13 protein-coding genes are annotated in these 16,203 nt (G+C 69.3%); 6 read left to right on the forward strand and 7 right to left on the reverse strand.

Annotation, left to right across the window (positions count from 1 at the left end; translation table 11 throughout):
- Window positions 1–602: 602 nt before the first annotated feature.
- The 5 genes from O7626_RS30610 to O7626_RS30630 form a co-directional block, all read right to left on the reverse strand.
- Window positions 603–2,393 carry a DUF87 domain-containing protein gene (locus tag O7626_RS30610; RefSeq protein WP_278064503.1) on the reverse strand — a complete coding sequence of 597 codons (1,791 nt, stop codon included), beginning with the start codon at window positions 2,391–2,393 and terminating at the stop codon, window positions 603–605.
- A complete protein-coding gene (locus O7626_RS30615) occupies window positions 2,390–3,316 on the reverse strand; it encodes a PrgI family protein (RefSeq protein WP_278064504.1) in 927 nt (308 codons plus the stop codon). The genes O7626_RS30610 and O7626_RS30615 overlap by 4 nt, the downstream gene beginning before the upstream one ends.
- Complete coding sequence (locus O7626_RS30620; RefSeq protein ID WP_278066387.1) at window positions 3,313–5,031, reverse strand: hypothetical protein; 1,719 nt, start codon at window positions 5,029–5,031, stop codon at window positions 3,313–3,315. Before O7626_RS30620 ends, O7626_RS30615 begins: the two co-directional genes overlap by 4 nt.
- A gap of 323 nt (window positions 5,032–5,354) precedes the next feature.
- Window positions 5,355–5,798, reverse strand: a complete 444-nt coding sequence (locus tag O7626_RS30625; RefSeq protein WP_278064505.1) for a pilin — start codon at window positions 5,796–5,798, stop codon at window positions 5,355–5,357.
- A 286-nt stretch (window positions 5,799–6,084) separates the two neighbouring features.
- Entirely contained in the window at window positions 6,085–6,906 is an 822-nt protein-coding gene (locus tag O7626_RS30630) for a hypothetical protein (protein WP_278064506.1), read from the reverse strand.
- A gap of 963 nt (window positions 6,907–7,869) precedes the next feature.
- Here O7626_RS30630 and O7626_RS30635 point away from each other — a divergent pair.
- Window positions 7,870–8,751, forward strand: a complete 882-nt coding sequence (locus O7626_RS30635; RefSeq protein ID WP_278064507.1) for a hypothetical protein — start codon at window positions 7,870–7,872, stop codon at window positions 8,749–8,751.
- Complete coding sequence (locus O7626_RS30640) at window positions 8,751–9,515, forward strand: hypothetical protein (RefSeq protein ID WP_278064508.1); 765 nt, start codon at window positions 8,751–8,753, stop codon at window positions 9,513–9,515. The genes O7626_RS30635 and O7626_RS30640 overlap by 1 nt, the downstream gene beginning before the upstream one ends.
- Before the next feature lie 100 nt (window positions 9,516–9,615).
- On the opposite strand, the gene O7626_RS30645 is transcribed toward O7626_RS30640, so the two are convergent.
- Together O7626_RS30645 and O7626_RS30650 are read right to left on the reverse strand one after the other, a co-directional pair.
- Entirely contained in the window at window positions 9,616–10,473 is an 858-nt protein-coding gene (locus O7626_RS30645) for a TIGR02391 family protein (protein WP_278064509.1), read from the reverse strand.
- Window positions 10,460–10,594, reverse strand: a complete 135-nt coding sequence (locus O7626_RS30650) for a hypothetical protein (protein WP_278064510.1) — start codon at window positions 10,592–10,594, stop codon at window positions 10,460–10,462. The genes O7626_RS30645 and O7626_RS30650 overlap by 14 nt, the downstream gene beginning before the upstream one ends.
- A 132-nt stretch (window positions 10,595–10,726) precedes the next feature.
- Between O7626_RS30650 and O7626_RS30655 the strand changes: the two genes are divergently transcribed.
- The 4 genes from O7626_RS30655 to O7626_RS30670 all read left to right on the forward strand — a co-directional run bounded on the left by O7626_RS30655 (window position 10,727) and on the right by O7626_RS30670 (window position 15,985).
- Window positions 10,727–11,014: a hypothetical protein gene (locus tag O7626_RS30655; RefSeq protein WP_278064511.1), complete on the forward strand. Its 288-nt coding sequence runs from the start codon at window positions 10,727–10,729 to the stop codon at window positions 11,012–11,014.
- Between the two features lie 97 nt (window positions 11,015–11,111).
- Window positions 11,112–11,828: a hypothetical protein gene (locus O7626_RS30660; RefSeq protein ID WP_278064512.1), complete on the forward strand. Its 717-nt coding sequence runs from the start codon at window positions 11,112–11,114 to the stop codon at window positions 11,826–11,828.
- A complete protein-coding gene (locus tag O7626_RS30665; RefSeq protein ID WP_278064513.1) occupies window positions 11,821–12,756 on the forward strand; it encodes a DNA methyltransferase in 936 nt (311 codons plus the stop codon). The genes O7626_RS30660 and O7626_RS30665 overlap by 8 nt, the downstream gene beginning before the upstream one ends.
- A 448-nt stretch (window positions 12,757–13,204) precedes the next feature.
- Complete coding sequence (locus O7626_RS30670) at window positions 13,205–15,985, forward strand: recombinase family protein (protein WP_278064514.1); 2,781 nt, start codon at window positions 13,205–13,207, stop codon at window positions 15,983–15,985.
- The last annotated feature ends 218 nt before the right edge of the window (window positions 15,986–16,203 follow it).

Raw genomic sequence — 16,203 nt, forward strand, 5'->3', positions numbered from 1 at the left:
GCGAGGGCGGCGACGGCCCCGGTCGTCGGCACGGCCGGTGGGGTGGTCTGTTCGGCGCGCACGCCGGGCCAGCCGCGTTGCAGCAGCCGCACGACGGCGGTCGGGTTGACTCCGGGGGGCAGCCACAGCCCGCAGCGCATGCCGTCCGGGTCGGCGGTGACCTCCCAGACGAGCCGGGGCGGGCGCAGCGCCCACCGGCGCGGCGCGGGCAGCACGGTGGCGAGGAGCCGCCACAGGCCGATCGTCGCGGCCGGAGTGGCGGTCACCGGCGGGGTGATCTGCAGCCACCGTGCTCCGGCGGCGTGTCGTCGCCAGACGTGCCGCCGCCACACCGCCCACGCGAGCCGCAAGGCGATGAGCGCGACTAGGGCGGCGAGGAGCAGCAGCCACCGGTCGCGGAGGAGACGCCACACGGCGTCGGTGGCGTCGTCGCCCCAGGAGCCGCACAGCAACTCGCCCACAACCGAGTCGGGCACGCCGCCCTGGCCGGGCACACAGCCAGCAGGAGGCGCAGGAGATGACGGCGGGGATGCGGACAGCGTGAAGGAGGAAACCATCGGGGACTCCGATCGGCGGTGGTGGAGGGAGGCTCGTGGGCCGGGTCAGCGGCGGCGGGCAGGCGGGCCGGTGACCGGGCCGGTGACGATCAACTCGTGCTCTTCGGCGGAAGCGTGGCTGTGGAAGGCCACCCGGGCTGATCCCGCCGCGAGGAGCGCGTCTCCGCGCTGGCAGGACAGCAGGAACGCCCGCTCGCCGTCGGTGAGCCCGAACGCCTCGGCCACGGCGTCGATCGCCTGCGGCGCCTGCCGCAGCAACACCTGCGTAGCGGCGTTGGAGACGACGGCGCGGCCGGTCTTGGTGGCAAGCACGTCAGCGGCGTCCTGGGTCACCACGGTCAAGCCGACGCCGTACTTGCGGGCGGACTTGGCGAGGATCTCCAGGAACCGGCCGCCGCGACCGCCGGAGAGCAGTTTCCACGCCTCGTCGACCAGCACCATCCGCAGCACGTCCGGGCGAGCGCCGGAGGCGGTCGCGCCGCGTACGGTGCGCCAGATCGTGTCCAGGGTGAGCAGCGTGCCGACCGGGTGAAGTTGCTCGGGTAGGTCCTTGATGGCGAAGACCACGAGGTGTCCTTGCGCGGGTGTGGTGGTCGGTCCGTCGAACAGGCCCTTCATGCTGCCGGCGACGTATGGGTGCAGGAGGGCGGCGACTCTGCGGCCGGCGTCGTCGGTGTCCTCCAGCGCGGCCATCACATCGCCGAGGAGCGGCGGCGGTCGTCTCCAGGTGCGCGGGTCGGTGGTGATGCCCTTGCCCCGGTACGCGGCCAGCACCGCCACATCGAGCGATCGGGCCTCGTCGCCGGGCAGCGGTGCGCTGGCGGCGGTGTCACCGCTGCCCATCACGGTCACGAGCGTGTGCATGAACCGTGCCCGGTCGTTGAGGGCGTCGTCGTCGGGTGGCAGGTCGAGAGGGTTGATCTTCACCCCTGGCGCGCCGAGGCGGATGACCGTGCCGCCGACCGCGTCGGCCAGCCGTAGGTACTCGTCTTCGGGGTCGATGACGAACGCCTCCACCCCGAGGCACAGGTTGCGCAGCAGGTCGAGCTTGGCCAGGTACGACTTGCCTTCCCCGGAGCGGGCGAGGATGACAGCGTTGTAGTTGGACTGCGCCCACCGGTCCCAGACCACGACTCCGGCCGAGTGCAGGTTGAGCCCGAACAGCACACCCATGCCGCTGTCTACGGCGGTGTCGGGCAGGTCGGGGCTGGTGAACGGAAAGGCTGCGGCGAGAGCGTCGGTGTCGAAGACCCGTTTCATCCCGAGCGCGTCGAACGCCAGCGGAAGACCGCTGATCCAGCCCTGCAACTGCCGCCACGTCACCGGTGCGGTGTCCAGCAGCAGGGAGGCGGCCAGGGACCGCACCTCGGCCACCCGGTCGGCGAGGTCGGCGGGGCTGATGCCATGCACGGTCAGGTACAGGCCGAGCCGGAACAACCTCGCTTCGCCTCGCGCGACACGGCCGGCTAGCTCGGCGGCGTCGGCCGCGGCGGCGTCGAGTTCGGGATCGTCGAGGCGGCCCTTGGCCGCGTCGTGGCGGCGGGAGGACTCGAACCGGCCACGCTGCTTGCGCAACCGCTGCGAGGCCACCGCCGGCGGGACCGGCTCGATGTGGAAGGCGGCGTCGACCAGGCCGGGGTAGGACAGGATCGGCTCGGCCCATCCGGGGCCGACCTCGGCCGGGTAGCCGACGACGGCAAGCGTGGCGGTGTAGCCGTCCCCGACCCGCACGAACCGGCCGTCGACCTCAACGGCATCTGGGGAACCGGGCAGGATCGTGGCCGATGCGGGAACGGCACGCCGCCGGTTCGGCAGCAGCGCGGAGAACAGGCTCACAGGTCGTCACCTCCAACAGGCGTGCCGTAGGGAGTGCGGGCCGGGGCAGTGGGGTCGAGACTGGCCGCGAGTCGCACCGCCGCGTCCGGCCCGTCCAGCACACGGGCGGGAACCTCGCAGCCGCCGAGGGCGCGCACTCCCTCGGCCGCTGCGTGCGCGGTATGGTGCGCGCCGCGTCGGCCGCGCACGGCAACGGTGACCTGCCGGTGCAGCAGCTCGCGCTGCCCGGCCAAGTCATCGAGGAACGCCACGTGCGCGCGGGCGGCCTGTTCCAACGCCGGGTGCGGCAGCCCGGGGGCGGCAGCGAGGAACCGGTCGACGAGGTAGGCCAGGTCAACCCGCTGCGCCCGCACCACGATCTGCGCCGGCCCGTCGAGACTGTGCAGCCACCGCGCGAACCCGGCCACCAAACCGTTCTGCTCTCCCGGGGTCCGCAGCCCGAACGCCACCGTCGAGGCCGCGACCAAACCAACGGTGCCGTCTGAGCCGAGGTCGATCAGCCCTTCGCTGGTGACGCCTCGGGCGGGCAGCCGCAGCGGTGCGGGCAACGGCAGCCGGTCACCCGGCCCGGCGCTGGTCTGTACCCACGCCGGAGCCGGGATGACCGGTCCCTCAGCCGGCACCAGCCGACGCGGACTGCGGCGGTGCCGCAGCGCCGCGAGGACCCAGGCGTCGAGACTGAGGCCGTCACGGCGGCCGACCGCGAGCAGGAACGCCCCGGCCGCGATCGGCATCGCTCCCGCGACGAACAGCAGCGGATGCACGAGCGTCGCCACCGCCGTCCACGCCGCGTAGAGCAGCAGGCCCGTGACGGCCAGGATCACCAACTGCCGGCCGGACAGGTTGAACGCGATCCTGTCCGGCCGCTCGATGTCTGCGGGCACCCGAGCCCTCATCGGAGCCTCGTCGCCGCGGCGGCTCATCGCTGATCACCCCTCGGCTTCGATGACCGGCGCCGCATTGGAGCGGACGACCGGGCCGGCGGCGGGGACGGGGACGGGGACGGGCCGGAACGGACGGCGGTCGGACCCGCCGACGTCGCACCAGCCGCCGGGGACGGCCTCGCTGCCGGGGACGGGGCCGCCGACCGCCGACCGTCCGGGGACGGCGGTACGGACGGGGCCGGTGAACGGGGCCGGGGCGTGCTGGTGGCCGGTGCCCGGCGGGTGGCGGCCACGGGCGGGGCCGCCGGGGTGCCCGCGTTGGTGGCGGCTCGCCCGCTCGGGGCGGCCCACTTCGCCGCCGTGGGCCGTGTCGCCGGGGTCGACGCACGTCGTGACCCGCCGGCTGCCGATGCGGCCGGAGCTGCGGAGAACACCGGTGTGACCGGGGCAGGAGGCCGGCGCGGCGCGGTCTGCGGCGCTGGCGCGGCCGAGAACGTCACCGCCGGTACCGGACCGCCGGCCGGAGGTTCCGGTGCCGTGGAAGCCGCGTCGCTGAAGGCGACTCGCGCCGGTGGCAGCGCCGGGGACGACGGACTCGGCTGGGGCGGGGACGGGTGGGAAAACTGCGCGGCCGGGACACCACCGGACGGCGCAGGCGTTGGTGTGGACGGGGTCGCCGGGTGGCTGAAGGTGGGTGCGGCGTTCGTCCCGGACGGCGCGGACAGCGGTGTGTGGGTGACCGGGGCGTGGCTGAAGGCCACCGGCCCCAGCGGGGACGGCCGGACGGGAGCCGGCCCCGGCCGAGGCGGACGAGGGCCACCGGGCAACGGACGGGGGCCAGGCGGACGAGGTGTCGTCCGTCCGGCCTCCCGCGCCGCGCTCGCACCGCCCAGCAAACCGGCTGCCGCGCCAAGCGTCTTGATCATCAGGAAGGCGTGCACGAGCTGACCGATCAGCCCTCGGCCGCTGCGCTGTCCGAGCGGGCCGAGGATGAACTGCCGCATCCAACCGGGCAGCTTGATCAGCAGCCACAGCATCGTCAGGCAGACCATGATGCCGAGGAGTCCGGCCCTGGTAGCGGGTACGCCCATCACGGTCGGCCCGGCGGGGGTGAGGAACACCTTCACCGTGGCCATGACAACGACGGCCTGACCGAGTTGCAGACCGAGGCAGGCCAGGATGCAGCGCCACCACAGGTGGGCCACGCCCTCGCTGAGCGGGCTGGCGTGGCAGATCAACGCGGCCGGCGCGAGACCGAACAGGATGATCAGGGCGGCGAGCCGCAGCACGAACGTAAACTCCAGGATCAGGCACATCACGATCACGGCGATGGCCATCAACACCATCAGGAACCCGTCGCCTTGCAGGGCGTTGTCCACGATCCGCCGAATCGCGGTCGCGGCGGTCGGACCGTCGATCGTGTTGCCCGCGATAGCGATCGTGAGCGCGTTGGTCAGCTCGATGGCCTTCTCGCCGAGGATCAGGCTGCAATTGGCGAGAACCACGCCCACGGCGATGCGGGGTAGCACCTGCTTGAGCCCGTACTGGGTTTGCAAGGTCTCCCGGGCGGTGACCAGGAACCCTCCGGCGACGATGAACAGCACGACGACGCCGTTGGCGACGATCAGACTGGTCGTCCAGATCGCCTTGACCTGCTCATTGCTGGTGAGGTCGGGGGTCGACAGCCACGACGCGCCGAGGGCTTCCATCACCGGCTGGAGGGCCTGCTCAGCGGCCCACACGGCCAGGTCCACAACGGCCTTGCGGACCTGGCCGCCGATGTCATACCAGGCCGGATCATCGCCGACAGAGGGCTGGCCCGGACTCGGAGCCGGGCCGGGCGTGGGCGCGGGTGCTGCCGGCGGGGACGGCTCCACGCCCGGCGGGCGGACGCCCGGGTCAAACACGCCAGGCGTCGGTGTGCCGGGTGCGGTGGAGGGCGGGCTGGGTGCCGGGCTCGGCTCGGCGTGCGCCGGTCCGGCCCAGGCGAGGGTCAGGCCGGCGAGGATCGCCACGCCGAGCAGCAGCAACGCCACCGGTCGGACCGTGCGGCGGGATGGGATCGCGAGGGCGCTCATCAGGCCACCCACGCGCGGACGATGGTCACGAGCAGCGGCGCGAGCAGCGCGAGGGCGTAGCCGATCGCGGCCGACCGCAGGGTGACCTTGGCCTTCTCAATCTCGCCGGGATCGCCGTTAGCGGCCATGTAGCGCAGCCCAGCGACGGTCAGGAACAGCGTGGCGACCGAGAGAAGGATGCCGACTAGCCAGGCACGGATGTTCTCCGCGACCTCCTGGATTGACTCAGCGGCCAGCACCACCGCAGCGGGCTCGGCCGCGTACGCCGCGCCGGGTACGGCGACGAGGGCCGCCGTGACGGCTGCGGCATTGAGTAGGGCCAGCCCGGCGCGGGCTGCCCGAAGACGGTATCGACGCAGGCGGCGGACGGGCCGTCCGCGCCTGCCGGCCCCGAGACGGCGGCGGGCCGCCGCCTCGGGGCGCGGGAAGGCGTTGCGGTTCATGGGATTGGGCACCTCCGGTGCGCACGCCTGGGCAGCCCGCAGCGGGGCATGGGGTGCGCGAGTGGGCTTGGCGAAGGCGGGACCGGGCGATGCGCTCGCGGGTGACCTGTGATGCCGACCGGCGCGGCCGTCCTCCTCACCAGCAATGGCGGTGGGCCGGGAACCGTGCGGGGTGTCAGCGCCGTCAGCGGGTCCGGTCGGAGCAGGTTCCTGCGCGGAAGAGTCCCGCACTAGGGGATTACAAATCCGAGCCTCAGATTGGAAACCCACAGCTCAGGACGGCTGCTTACGGACGCTTCCGAGCGGTTGGCATGTCGAGAACCAGGGTCGCGGTGGCCTCGTTGACCACTTCGGCGTACGGGTCGGACAGCTCGCCGGACTCGATCGCGGCCTTGAGCCGGGCGACGGCAGCCGTGCGGCGCTTGTAGAGGTTCCAGCGGGGCTGGCCGGTGCGTTCGGCGTAGGCGGTGAGGCTGACCTCTTCCAGGTAGGTTGCGCCGATCAGTTCCGCCTCCTGGACGGTGATGACCTCGGCGGTAACCGCGCAGGCGAGGACGAGATCCGGGTGTCCGTACGGGGCCGGCGGCAGCACCGAGCCTGGCGCGTGGTTCGGCGCCCCGGACGAAGCAGGCTCCAGGTCACGCAGCTCGGCGCGGGCCTTGGAGAATGCCGCCGACAGCAGGTTCCCGACCACACCCGGCCTGGCCACATCGACCGTGCCAAGAGCGCGCAGGAAGTGCTCGACTATGGCAGCCTGCACATCCCCGGAGAACACCTTGGCCAGCAGGTACGCCTTGAAGCGCAGGCCCGGCAGCGCGACGCCAACGGCACCGGCACGCCACGCCGGATCACCGCTACGGGCGCGCTGCACGAGCAGCCGCCACGCCGCGTCCCGGGCGGCGTAGCCACAGGACGGGTGCATCAGGATCGCCGACAGCTCAGGCAGGGCGATGGCCCGCCGGGGCAGGCCGTGACCGAGGCTGCGGCCGTCCACCGACAGCGGGCTCGGCCCCTGCCCCATCAGCCGGAACCGGCACTCGATGTCGTTGAGCAGCGTCTCGCCCCGCCGTGCGGCGGCCGGCTCGGCGGTGGGGGTACGACGGTCCATGGTGGTACTCCCTCGTGATGACCGTGTGCCGTCCGGCGGGAGTGCCGGTCGGCGCTGAGCCACCACGCCACCAGGGCCTTTGAACAGATCATGAACACTCGAATCTTGTTCAAGCCGTCGCCACGCGTGTTCAACCCGGCCATTGCCGATCCCTGTCAATGCGCCTCGACGTCACGCCGGCCGACAACCGGAGCCGAGGTGTTCAACCCGTGGTCAGGCTGTTCAAGACCCTCGGCGCCGGCGCCGGCCGCGGCCCGCGTCGGAGCGGCACCGTTGAACACGCGCCGCCCACGTGGCAGCCATGGGCGTGAGGCAGGAGGGTCACGAGCGGCCCTCGCCTGGCGCGCCCACGTACCATCACGATCTTGTTCAAGGTCCCGAGGTGGCTAACCGCTCGCGCCGGCCCGGCAATACTGGAGGAGGTTCTGGCTGGTCTTGCCGAGTATGCGTTGGACGTCACCCGGCTGCCTGCGCCGCCCGGCATGGACGGACTACGCACCTTCCAGCCAAGGCTGACTGACTGATGGAGTGGGTCCGTCAAAGTTGAGTCTTCCGCACGTGGCCGTAGATTCCGCGAAGGTGTCGAGGCCGTTTGCGGGTCGGCGGATTGCGTACGCTGTTCAGCGCAGGCACGCCGATCGGGTTCCACAAGGCCACACCGCCGTGGAAAACTCGCCGGATTCGCCTCCACCTACGCCGAGTGAGGGAGTTCCGTCCGGTGGATCTTTATCGCCTTCTAAGCGTTCCGGCTCCGGTCGCAGTCAAGTCGTCCGAGGCAGCGACCCCTTCCCGGGTGCCGGGGATGACCGATCCCCACCCTCGCCTGATGACTCGGTTCACCGAATCAGTCGAAAGTACCGATGAAGAGCGGTCCGGCGCGCTCCTGGGTTCGGTCGCGCCTTGAGTTCTGCCGTACCTGTCCTGATCGTCGGAGAACGCGCAGACCCGCATGTCGGTGCCGTCGTGGACCTGCTTCCGGCTCGAGGCACGGTCGTCCTCGACGCGGTCAGCCAAAGCGACGTCGTGCAGTGGCTTGACCCGGTCAGCGTTCGACTGGTCGACGTCTCCGGCTCCGCCGTGAGCGTCGGAGCGAATCACATGCCTGCCCGTGGCTGGATCCGGCGTCTGGCTCCTGCGGGCTGGGATCTGGGTGTGCCTCTGGGCGGTCACGGCGCTGCAAGGTTGTCCTCACGGCTGGCGCTACTCGCCGCGATTTTGCGCGAGCCGAGCCTGACCTGGGTGACCTCGGTGGACCCGTTGTTTGCTGCAGAGAACAAGGTGGTGCAGTACCGCGCCGCTCTGACCGCCGGGATCCGGATCCCGGCCACAGCCATGAGCGGCTCACCAGGTGACCTGGCAGCGGAATTGGGTGACTCGTTCGTCCTGAAACCGCTTGGGCCTGGCCACTTTCAGGAGCCGGACGGCTCGTCGCGGGTGCTCTACATCAAGAAGGTTCAGGCTGCCGGATTGGCTGGTAGCGACCTGCTCGACGCGCCGTTCCTTGCGCAGGAGGTCGTCGCGGCCGAAGCCCACCTGCGGGTCGTGACGGTCGGCAGCCGTGCGTGGACGGCGGAGTTGGATGCCCATGGCCTGCCCCTCGATTGGCGCGAGGACGAATCCGCGCACCACACCTTCGCGGCCACGGACCGGTGGCCGCAGGTCGAGAAGGCTGCCGTGCGGCTGGCCGCGATCTTGGGCGTCGGCTACAGCAGCCAGGACTGGCTGATCGACGAGGGCGGCCCGGTGTTCCTCGATCTGAATCCGGGTGGCCAGTGGTTGTTCCTTCCCGAGCCGATCGCCACGTCGGTGGCGCAGGCCCTCGCCGACTGGTTAGCGGGCCGGTAGTGCCTGTCATCGCCCCGAACGAACGGTTCGCCGAGGCCCGGGTGTACGCCTACTACGTGCTCGCCGTGTTCCGCCCTGGGATCGAAGTGCCCACCTTCGGTCGGCCCGAGGACTTCACCGACAGCCTCGACGGCCTCACCGATGACGACTACAAGATCGTTCTTGAAGAAGGGCGCCGACAACTCGACCGGCAACTGGCTGATCTTGAAAAGAACAAGTCACGAGCCGCGACCATGCTGACCGTCGGGCTGGCGGAGATCGGCGTCCTTGCGGCGGGCGCGAATCGGGCCTTTACTCACGGGCCCTGGACCAGCGTTGTTTGGGTTGTGAGCGCGTTCCTTGCATTGTTCGCCTTGGGTGGAGCAGTCTCACTGCTCACCTCCCAGGCCGTGTTCGGACGCGTCGACACGCCCACGATCGCTACCGGCCCAACACCCGTACAGCAGCAGGTCGCGATCGGCTACGCCCGGTCGATCGGCTGGGGAGAAGAGACCATCCGGACCCAGATCACGGTCCTCCGGGACGGCGTCCTGCTCGCGGTCGCATCTGCGATGCTGTACGCGCTGATCTGGCCGTTCATCTCCAGCGCGCCAAAGCAACAGAGCAACCCGCAGCCCAATCCCACAGGAGTATCGACCACATGCCCGGCGACCTGTACGCCTTCCTTGCCCAGCAGCCCGCCCAACACAACGAGCCCGAACGGCCTGGCACCGAGCCCGACGAGCGGCGTCCCAGCCCCAGCACCATCTACACAGCATCCATAGAGACGATCGACAACGACCGCGCGACCCCGTTGCTCGGCAACATCAGCCTGTAGCCCGAGGCGAGCCGATCGGCTCGCCTCTCACCACATCTTGGGTATGGCTAGTTCGCCTCCCCGGGGCCGGCCGGCGCCTCGACCAAGTCGCATTCGTCGACCCATCGGGCGAGAAGGCTCAGAGCAGCAAGCCGCTCCACGGCGTTCTGTTCATCAAGCTGCCCCGCCCCGTGCGCCACAGAGTTGCGGATCGTCATCTGCACGCCCGGCGCATAGAACCGGAGCCCTCCGTTCATCGAGCTGACATCCCGGTTCGCCGGATTACCCGGCCAGCGCAGCCGCGGCTTACCCGGCACCGGGTCCTTGTCCGAGAACGCCTCCTGCCACAAAGCGGTGTCGGCCACATCGTTACGCCCAGTACGTGTCTTGACCAACAGGACGACGGCTTCAGCCGCAGCGGCGACGGCCTCGCGAAAGTGCCGGTCACGCCACAAACGCGACGCGGCACCCCACACCACGGGATGCATCGCCTCCGCCCCAACGGATGGCGGACGTTCAGCCTCGGCCTGCAGGATAAGCCCGTCCAACCGGCCGAGCGCTTGATCGCATGCCCCGAAAACGTCAACCGCTTCCAGAAGCGGCTTCGGCCGCGTGACCGTCTGCCAGTTGGCGATCGGATCGACGACGCCGGCACCCTGCACAGCAACCGCCACCTGCGTCAGGGGTACTGCTGCGGCAGCTCGCCCAGCGGCGCGAGAAACACGGGCCTGCCGGCGAGCGACCTCTCTCGGGTCGGAGCCCTCGCGAAGGAGCACCGCAGGGGCGATGCCGCGCGCAAAGCCTCCTAAGCCGCCGGCCTCCCCGTTTTCTACGTACAGTTCGAGCAGGTCGTCGAACGCGTCGCGGAATTCGGCAACCGCCGACGCCAGGGCCTTGAGGTAGTCCGGGTTCCTACGCGCTTCCACGCGCCTCATCGTTCCACGGCTGATCTACCGCGCAGAGACCCGCCTCGAACGAGACCGCGCCGATCGGTTTGAGCAGCAACGCCGCTTTGTCTACCTCGACATGGCCCGCCATGCGCAGCACCGGCAGACGACGATGGGCAGGCTTGCGGATCCGGAGAGCTACCGGGACGGCTCGTTCCCTGACCTGGTGCGCGTGGACGCCCGGCCCGGGTTATCGCGGGCGTGAACGGCAGTCAGCCAGTTCGGCCGACAGATGCACATCGCACTCAACGCCGAGGACGACCAGCGCAACGAGGTCGTCGCTAGCTTCAACGCCACCTTGGGGATCTTGCCCAATACCCCGCAGGTGACCTCCAGGCACCAGCCGCCTCGTATCAAGCAGATGACAATCTTGTTCAAGGCGGCGCGGATCTTGTTCAACCGCTCACGGATCTCGACGGCGATCCGCACGGCTCGAGCGATACCGAGAGCCGATGTTTCGGCGCCTCTGACCTGCGTGTCACTTGCGGAGGATCTTGTTCAACCCAGCGGCACCAAATGACGCGCCCGGGTCGGCGCGCAGTGCAGTTTCCAATCCGAGGCCCGGATCTGTAATCCCCTAGTGTCAGCGCTCGTCGGCGGACGTGGCCCACACGCCCATGCCGAAGCCCAACTCCACCGCCCCCGGTGACCGGCCGCAGCCGGTACCGGTCGGGCTGCTCCTTCCCCGTACCCGCGTCCCACGCACTCCCCTGCGGAGCGTGCCGGACTGGTACGGGCTGTCCCCGAGCCACCTCGCCTACCTCATCCGCCGCTACACCCGCATCGGCGGTGTGGTGCTCGACCTCGACGCGCACCCCGCCACCCTCGCAGCGACCACCTACCTGCGCCGGGTACCCGCCCGACTGGTCACCACTCGCCGCGGCCCGCGTCTGCGGCTCCTAACGTCCGCCCCTGAACGCCGGGCAGCATGTCGGTCCGGCGAGGGTGTGGACCTGATCCTCGCGAGGCTGCCCGAAGGGACGCAGGGCCTCACCCGGCACGGCGCGGCCACGGCGATGACCACCTGGCGACCTCTGCTGCGCCCCGGCGGGTTCCTGCTCGTCGGGCTCACCACCGCGCCGCCGCCTCAGTCGGGCGGGTTCAGCCACCGCGCCACGGTCATCGCCGCCGCCCGCACCGCCGGGCTCTTCTACCACCAGCACATCCCCGCCGTCTTCGTTCCGCTGCCCGACCACGAGCCACGCACCGCCCCGGAACACCCAGACGAGGCCGACGACGGCCGGCGTCTGCTCGACGGCCGGCACCTCCCGGCGTTCCGGGACCTGGTCGTGTTCGGCACCACCGCCACCGGTCAGGAGAACGCCCGTGCCTGAAACTCGTCCCATATTCCACACCGCCGGCTCCCACGACCTCCGACCGCCGTACCCCGCCGCGTCTGATCTGGGGGCCTTGCTCACCGAGGGCTACCTCGGCTCGGTGTGGCTCACCGGCCAACACCCGTCCCGCGACCTGCGGCGCGGCCGATACACCCCGGAGTCGTTGACGCACCCCGGCAAGATGCTGCCGACCATTCCCCGGTACGCCATCCGCACCTACACCAGCTCCGGTGACCTGGTGCTCGATCCGATGGCCGGCATCGGTACTACCGTGATCGAGGCCATGCGCCTCGGCCGGCACGGCGTCGGGGTCGAGTACGAAGCCGAATGGGTCGCCAAGGCAGCGAACAACATCCGCCAAGCCGTTCAGGCTGGGACGCCAGACCGGGGCGAGATCTACCACGGAGACTCCACCACGCTGCCCTCCCTGCTGCCGGCGAGCCTGCACGGGCAGGTCTCCCTAGTAATCACCTCACCGCCGTACGGACCATCCACCCACGGCCACGTCCGCACCCCAGGCCCGAGACGCGGCAAGGTCCGCAAGCTCCACCACAAGTACGGCAACGGCGACAACCTCGCCTACCGCAGCCACGGCCAACTCGCCGACGGGTTCACCGCGATCCTCGCCGGCTGCCGCCAGGTGCTACGTCCTGGTGGACGGGTCATCGTCACCGCCCGGCCCTACCGCCGCCACGGCGAACTCGTCGACATCCCTGGCATGGTCGTCGCCGCCGGCATCAACGCCGGCCTGGAACTGGTCGAGGAGTGCATCGCCCTCATCTGCGGCGTCCGCGACGGCGTGATCATCCCCCGCGCCTCGTTCTTCCAGCAGAAGAACATCCGCGACGCCATCGCCACCGGCGACCCGCAATGGCTCGTCCAGCACGAAGACGTGGTGGTCCTCCGCGCCCCGCTGAGCCCATGACCGGGCGCCGGCGAGAACCGCTGCGGCGTCGTAGCCGGACGACGCAGCCGCACGCAGAGTCATCACCCGCAACGGCCGACGGCTCCATCCCGGACGCCGGCCTTGACCCGCCGGCCCCGGTAGGGATCGATGGATCGGGGATCAACGACGACGGCCCACCCCTAACGATCAGGGTGCAGGTTCGGATCGCTGCCGGCGGTCAGGCCCGTGCTGTCGCTGCCGCACAGGGGCGCGCAGTGCGCGCCCTGCTGGCCACGCTGCCAGGCAATTCGGCGACGACCCCGGATGGTACGACCAACCGGTAGATGGTTCGGGTCAGCGGCTACCCGCTGACCCGAACCATGCCCTCAGATGGAGGAGGGATGACAGTGCGAGACACCGACGCCACAACCTGTCAGGACAGGTGCGCGGAACGTGACCCCGCTGAACTCGTGCGGGAGGGCCGGCGATGAGGCAAAGCGAGATCACTCGATGGGCGTGGCTGGGCCGCACCTCCACAGACGATCTCCAGGACCCCACGCTGTCCCTACCTCGGCAGTTGGGCAACTCCACCGTCGCTCTTCCGCCGGGTGGGATGATCGTCGCCCACTTCTACGATGTCGAGTCCGGTCGAATGGATCTCGATCGCCGAGGGTTCGGCCACGCCCACGAGCAGTTCGACATCCCCATCCCGCGCGATGGCGGCATCCAGGACCTACTCGCAGAAGCGAATCGGCCCGGCCGCCGGTTCGACGGCGTCATCTGCGAGTCCATCGACCGCGTCGCGCGACGTACCTACTACGGCACCAAGATCGAACACGAGCTGGAACGGGTCGGCGTGCTGCTCGCCGCTGCCGACGAGCCCATGCACGCCGGACGCAAGCGAGCCACCGCCATCCTCACGCGCCGCGTCAAGCAGGGTGTCGCCGAGTGGTACGCCTTGGAAGCGATGGAGAAGTCCTGGGACGGCTTCAAGGAACACACCGAGCAGGGCTTCAACATCGGCCGCCCGCCGTACGGCTACCAGGCCGAGAAGATTCCCCACCCGGTGCCGGCTCGCCGCGAGCAGGGCAAGACCAAGACTCGCCTGATCCTGGACGCCATCCGCGCCACCGTGGTCCGCTACATCTACGACCTGTACCTCTATAGCGGGCTGGGACTCCAGCAGATCCGCGACCGGCTCAACGCCAACCCCGATCTGTTCCCCGCCCCGACGCCGCCCGATCCCAAGCGGGCTCTCGGCAGGTGGTCGATCTCCAGCGTGTGGGAAATCCTCCGCAACCCCAAGTACACCGGCTACATGGTGTGGAACCGACGCGGCCGGAAGAGCGCGGGAAACCGGCTCAACCCGCCCAGCGAGTGGATCTGGTCCCCCGAGCCGACCCACGAACCGATCGTGAGCAAGGACGAGTACCACGCCGTGGCCGCTCGCGCGGCGGCCAACGAAGGCTCTCGCCGCCCAGCACTCAGCGGCGAAGAACAGTCCCAGCAACGAAAGCCCCGCGCCGACTACCTCTACCGAGGCCGGCTGCGCTGCGGCATCTGCGACCTCCGCATGACCGGCAACATCCGCCGCCGCTCCGGCCGCCGCTACTACTTCTGCTACCCCGGCAAGACACGCTCGACCAACATCCCCGCCGAACATCCACCCACCATCTACCTGGCAGAGGAACCCCTCCACGAAGCCATCGCCACATGGCTGACCTACACGATCTTCGGTAAGGACCGCCTCACCTACTGGCGCGAATGCTTCGACGCAGCCGACGACGACCAGAACAACGGCCGCGCCCCGGCAGCCACTCGACTAGCAGAGATCAACAACGACATCGCCGACCTCAACCGGCGATTCCGCCGCCAGGTACTCAACCTGGAAGCCGACGACATCACGCCTGCGGCGAGACGCCAAATCGCCACCCGCATCGGCGAACTCGAAGACATGATCGCTCGCCGGCAGGCCGAGGCCGATCAGGCCGAAGCCGAGATCGCAACCGCGCCACCCGACCTCGACGAAATCACGGCAGCGCTAAACCGGCTTCCCGAACTGGCCGACACCCTCATCGGACGGCCGCCCGAGGATCTCCACGCGCTATACGAGGCGTTGAACGTCCAGGTGCGGTACCACCCAGAGGATCGAGTCGCCGACGTAGAGATCACCTTGGCCGACGCGCCGGGGCTAGAACTTCCGCTACCAGCGCCCGCCGACCTACCGCAACCGGCGTCGCATATCCGTTCGGTGCCCCCGGCAGGATTCGAACCTGCGACACACGGTTTAGGAATTCTGAATCACATCGAGCCGACAGCACCTCTGCCTGGCGCTGCGCTGGCCGGGGCCGGAGTGCGGGAACCCTGGTTAGCCGTCGTTGCCCGTCAGCTACCGCACAAACGGGCACGCGAGGGGCACGAAGGCAGGAGGTTGGACCCTGGTCGGATCGAGCGGGCGCGGCCTCCCTATCATGAGAACATGACGGAGGAGTCGTCCGAAGTTTCCCCAAAGTTGTGTTTTGTCATAGCCCCAATAGGAGCTGCGGCCAGCGAAACTAGGAAGCGGAGCGATAAGATACTTCGACATGTCATACGACCAGTAGTGGAAGAACTCGGATACCGTGCCGACAGAGCCGACGATATAGATCACTCCGGGATGATTACTAGTCAGATCATCAACCGGATCGCGACAGATGACCTAGTGGTCGCCGATCTTACGGATCTAAATCCCAACGTCTTTTACGAGCTGGCCCTCAGGCACGCTCTCCGTAAACCTTTCGTGCAGCTGGCAGAGGGTGGACAGACCTTGCCCTTCGACGTTCAGGGTTTGCGCACGATCTTCGTCGATCATCGCGACTTAGACAGCGTTGCGGAGGCGAAAACACAGCTGAAAGGCGCCATCACCTCCCTAGAAGCCGGCGCACCAGTGGATACGCCCTTCTCCTTCGCCCTAGACCTTCAAGAACTCCGAGGATCCAGGGACCCAGAGGAGCAAGGCATTGCACAGATCATCGAAACCGTACAGCGACTCGAACGCACCATACTGAGCGAGAAGACCCGCAGAGGCTTCAATCCCGTCAGCCCAGAAGACTTCGCCACACTGCGTAAGCTCGTGGAGAAAATGGCAAAAGAAGGCCGACTGACCACGGACGATGAGTCGGACTTGGTGTTCGCGCAGGGCACTACTAAATCCTTCGGCCACTGGACGTTAAAAGTCGTGAGGCCCAACAAAGTGACCGGAGCCCCTGATGACGAGGCCCCCTTCTAGATAGCACCCTGGATGACGACCGAACCTCTCCCATCCCGTCTGCCGTCGACCCACACCCCGTGGAGCGGGCCAGGGCCAGGGCGCCAAGGTGGAGCGCCCTGCCGGACGTACGACCTTGGCGCCCTGGCCCTGGTCTGCTCGGCTCCGCCTGGGTCGTCGGTGGACTGGATGGCTCTCCACCATCCCGGAGCCTGAGCGCTCCCGCCGGAGGCTCCTGC

Origin of the sequence: Micromonospora sp. WMMD1102, assembly GCF_029626265.1 — a bacterium.
In the GTDB taxonomy this organism is placed as follows: Bacteria; Actinomycetota; Actinomycetes; order Mycobacteriales; family Micromonosporaceae; genus Plantactinospora.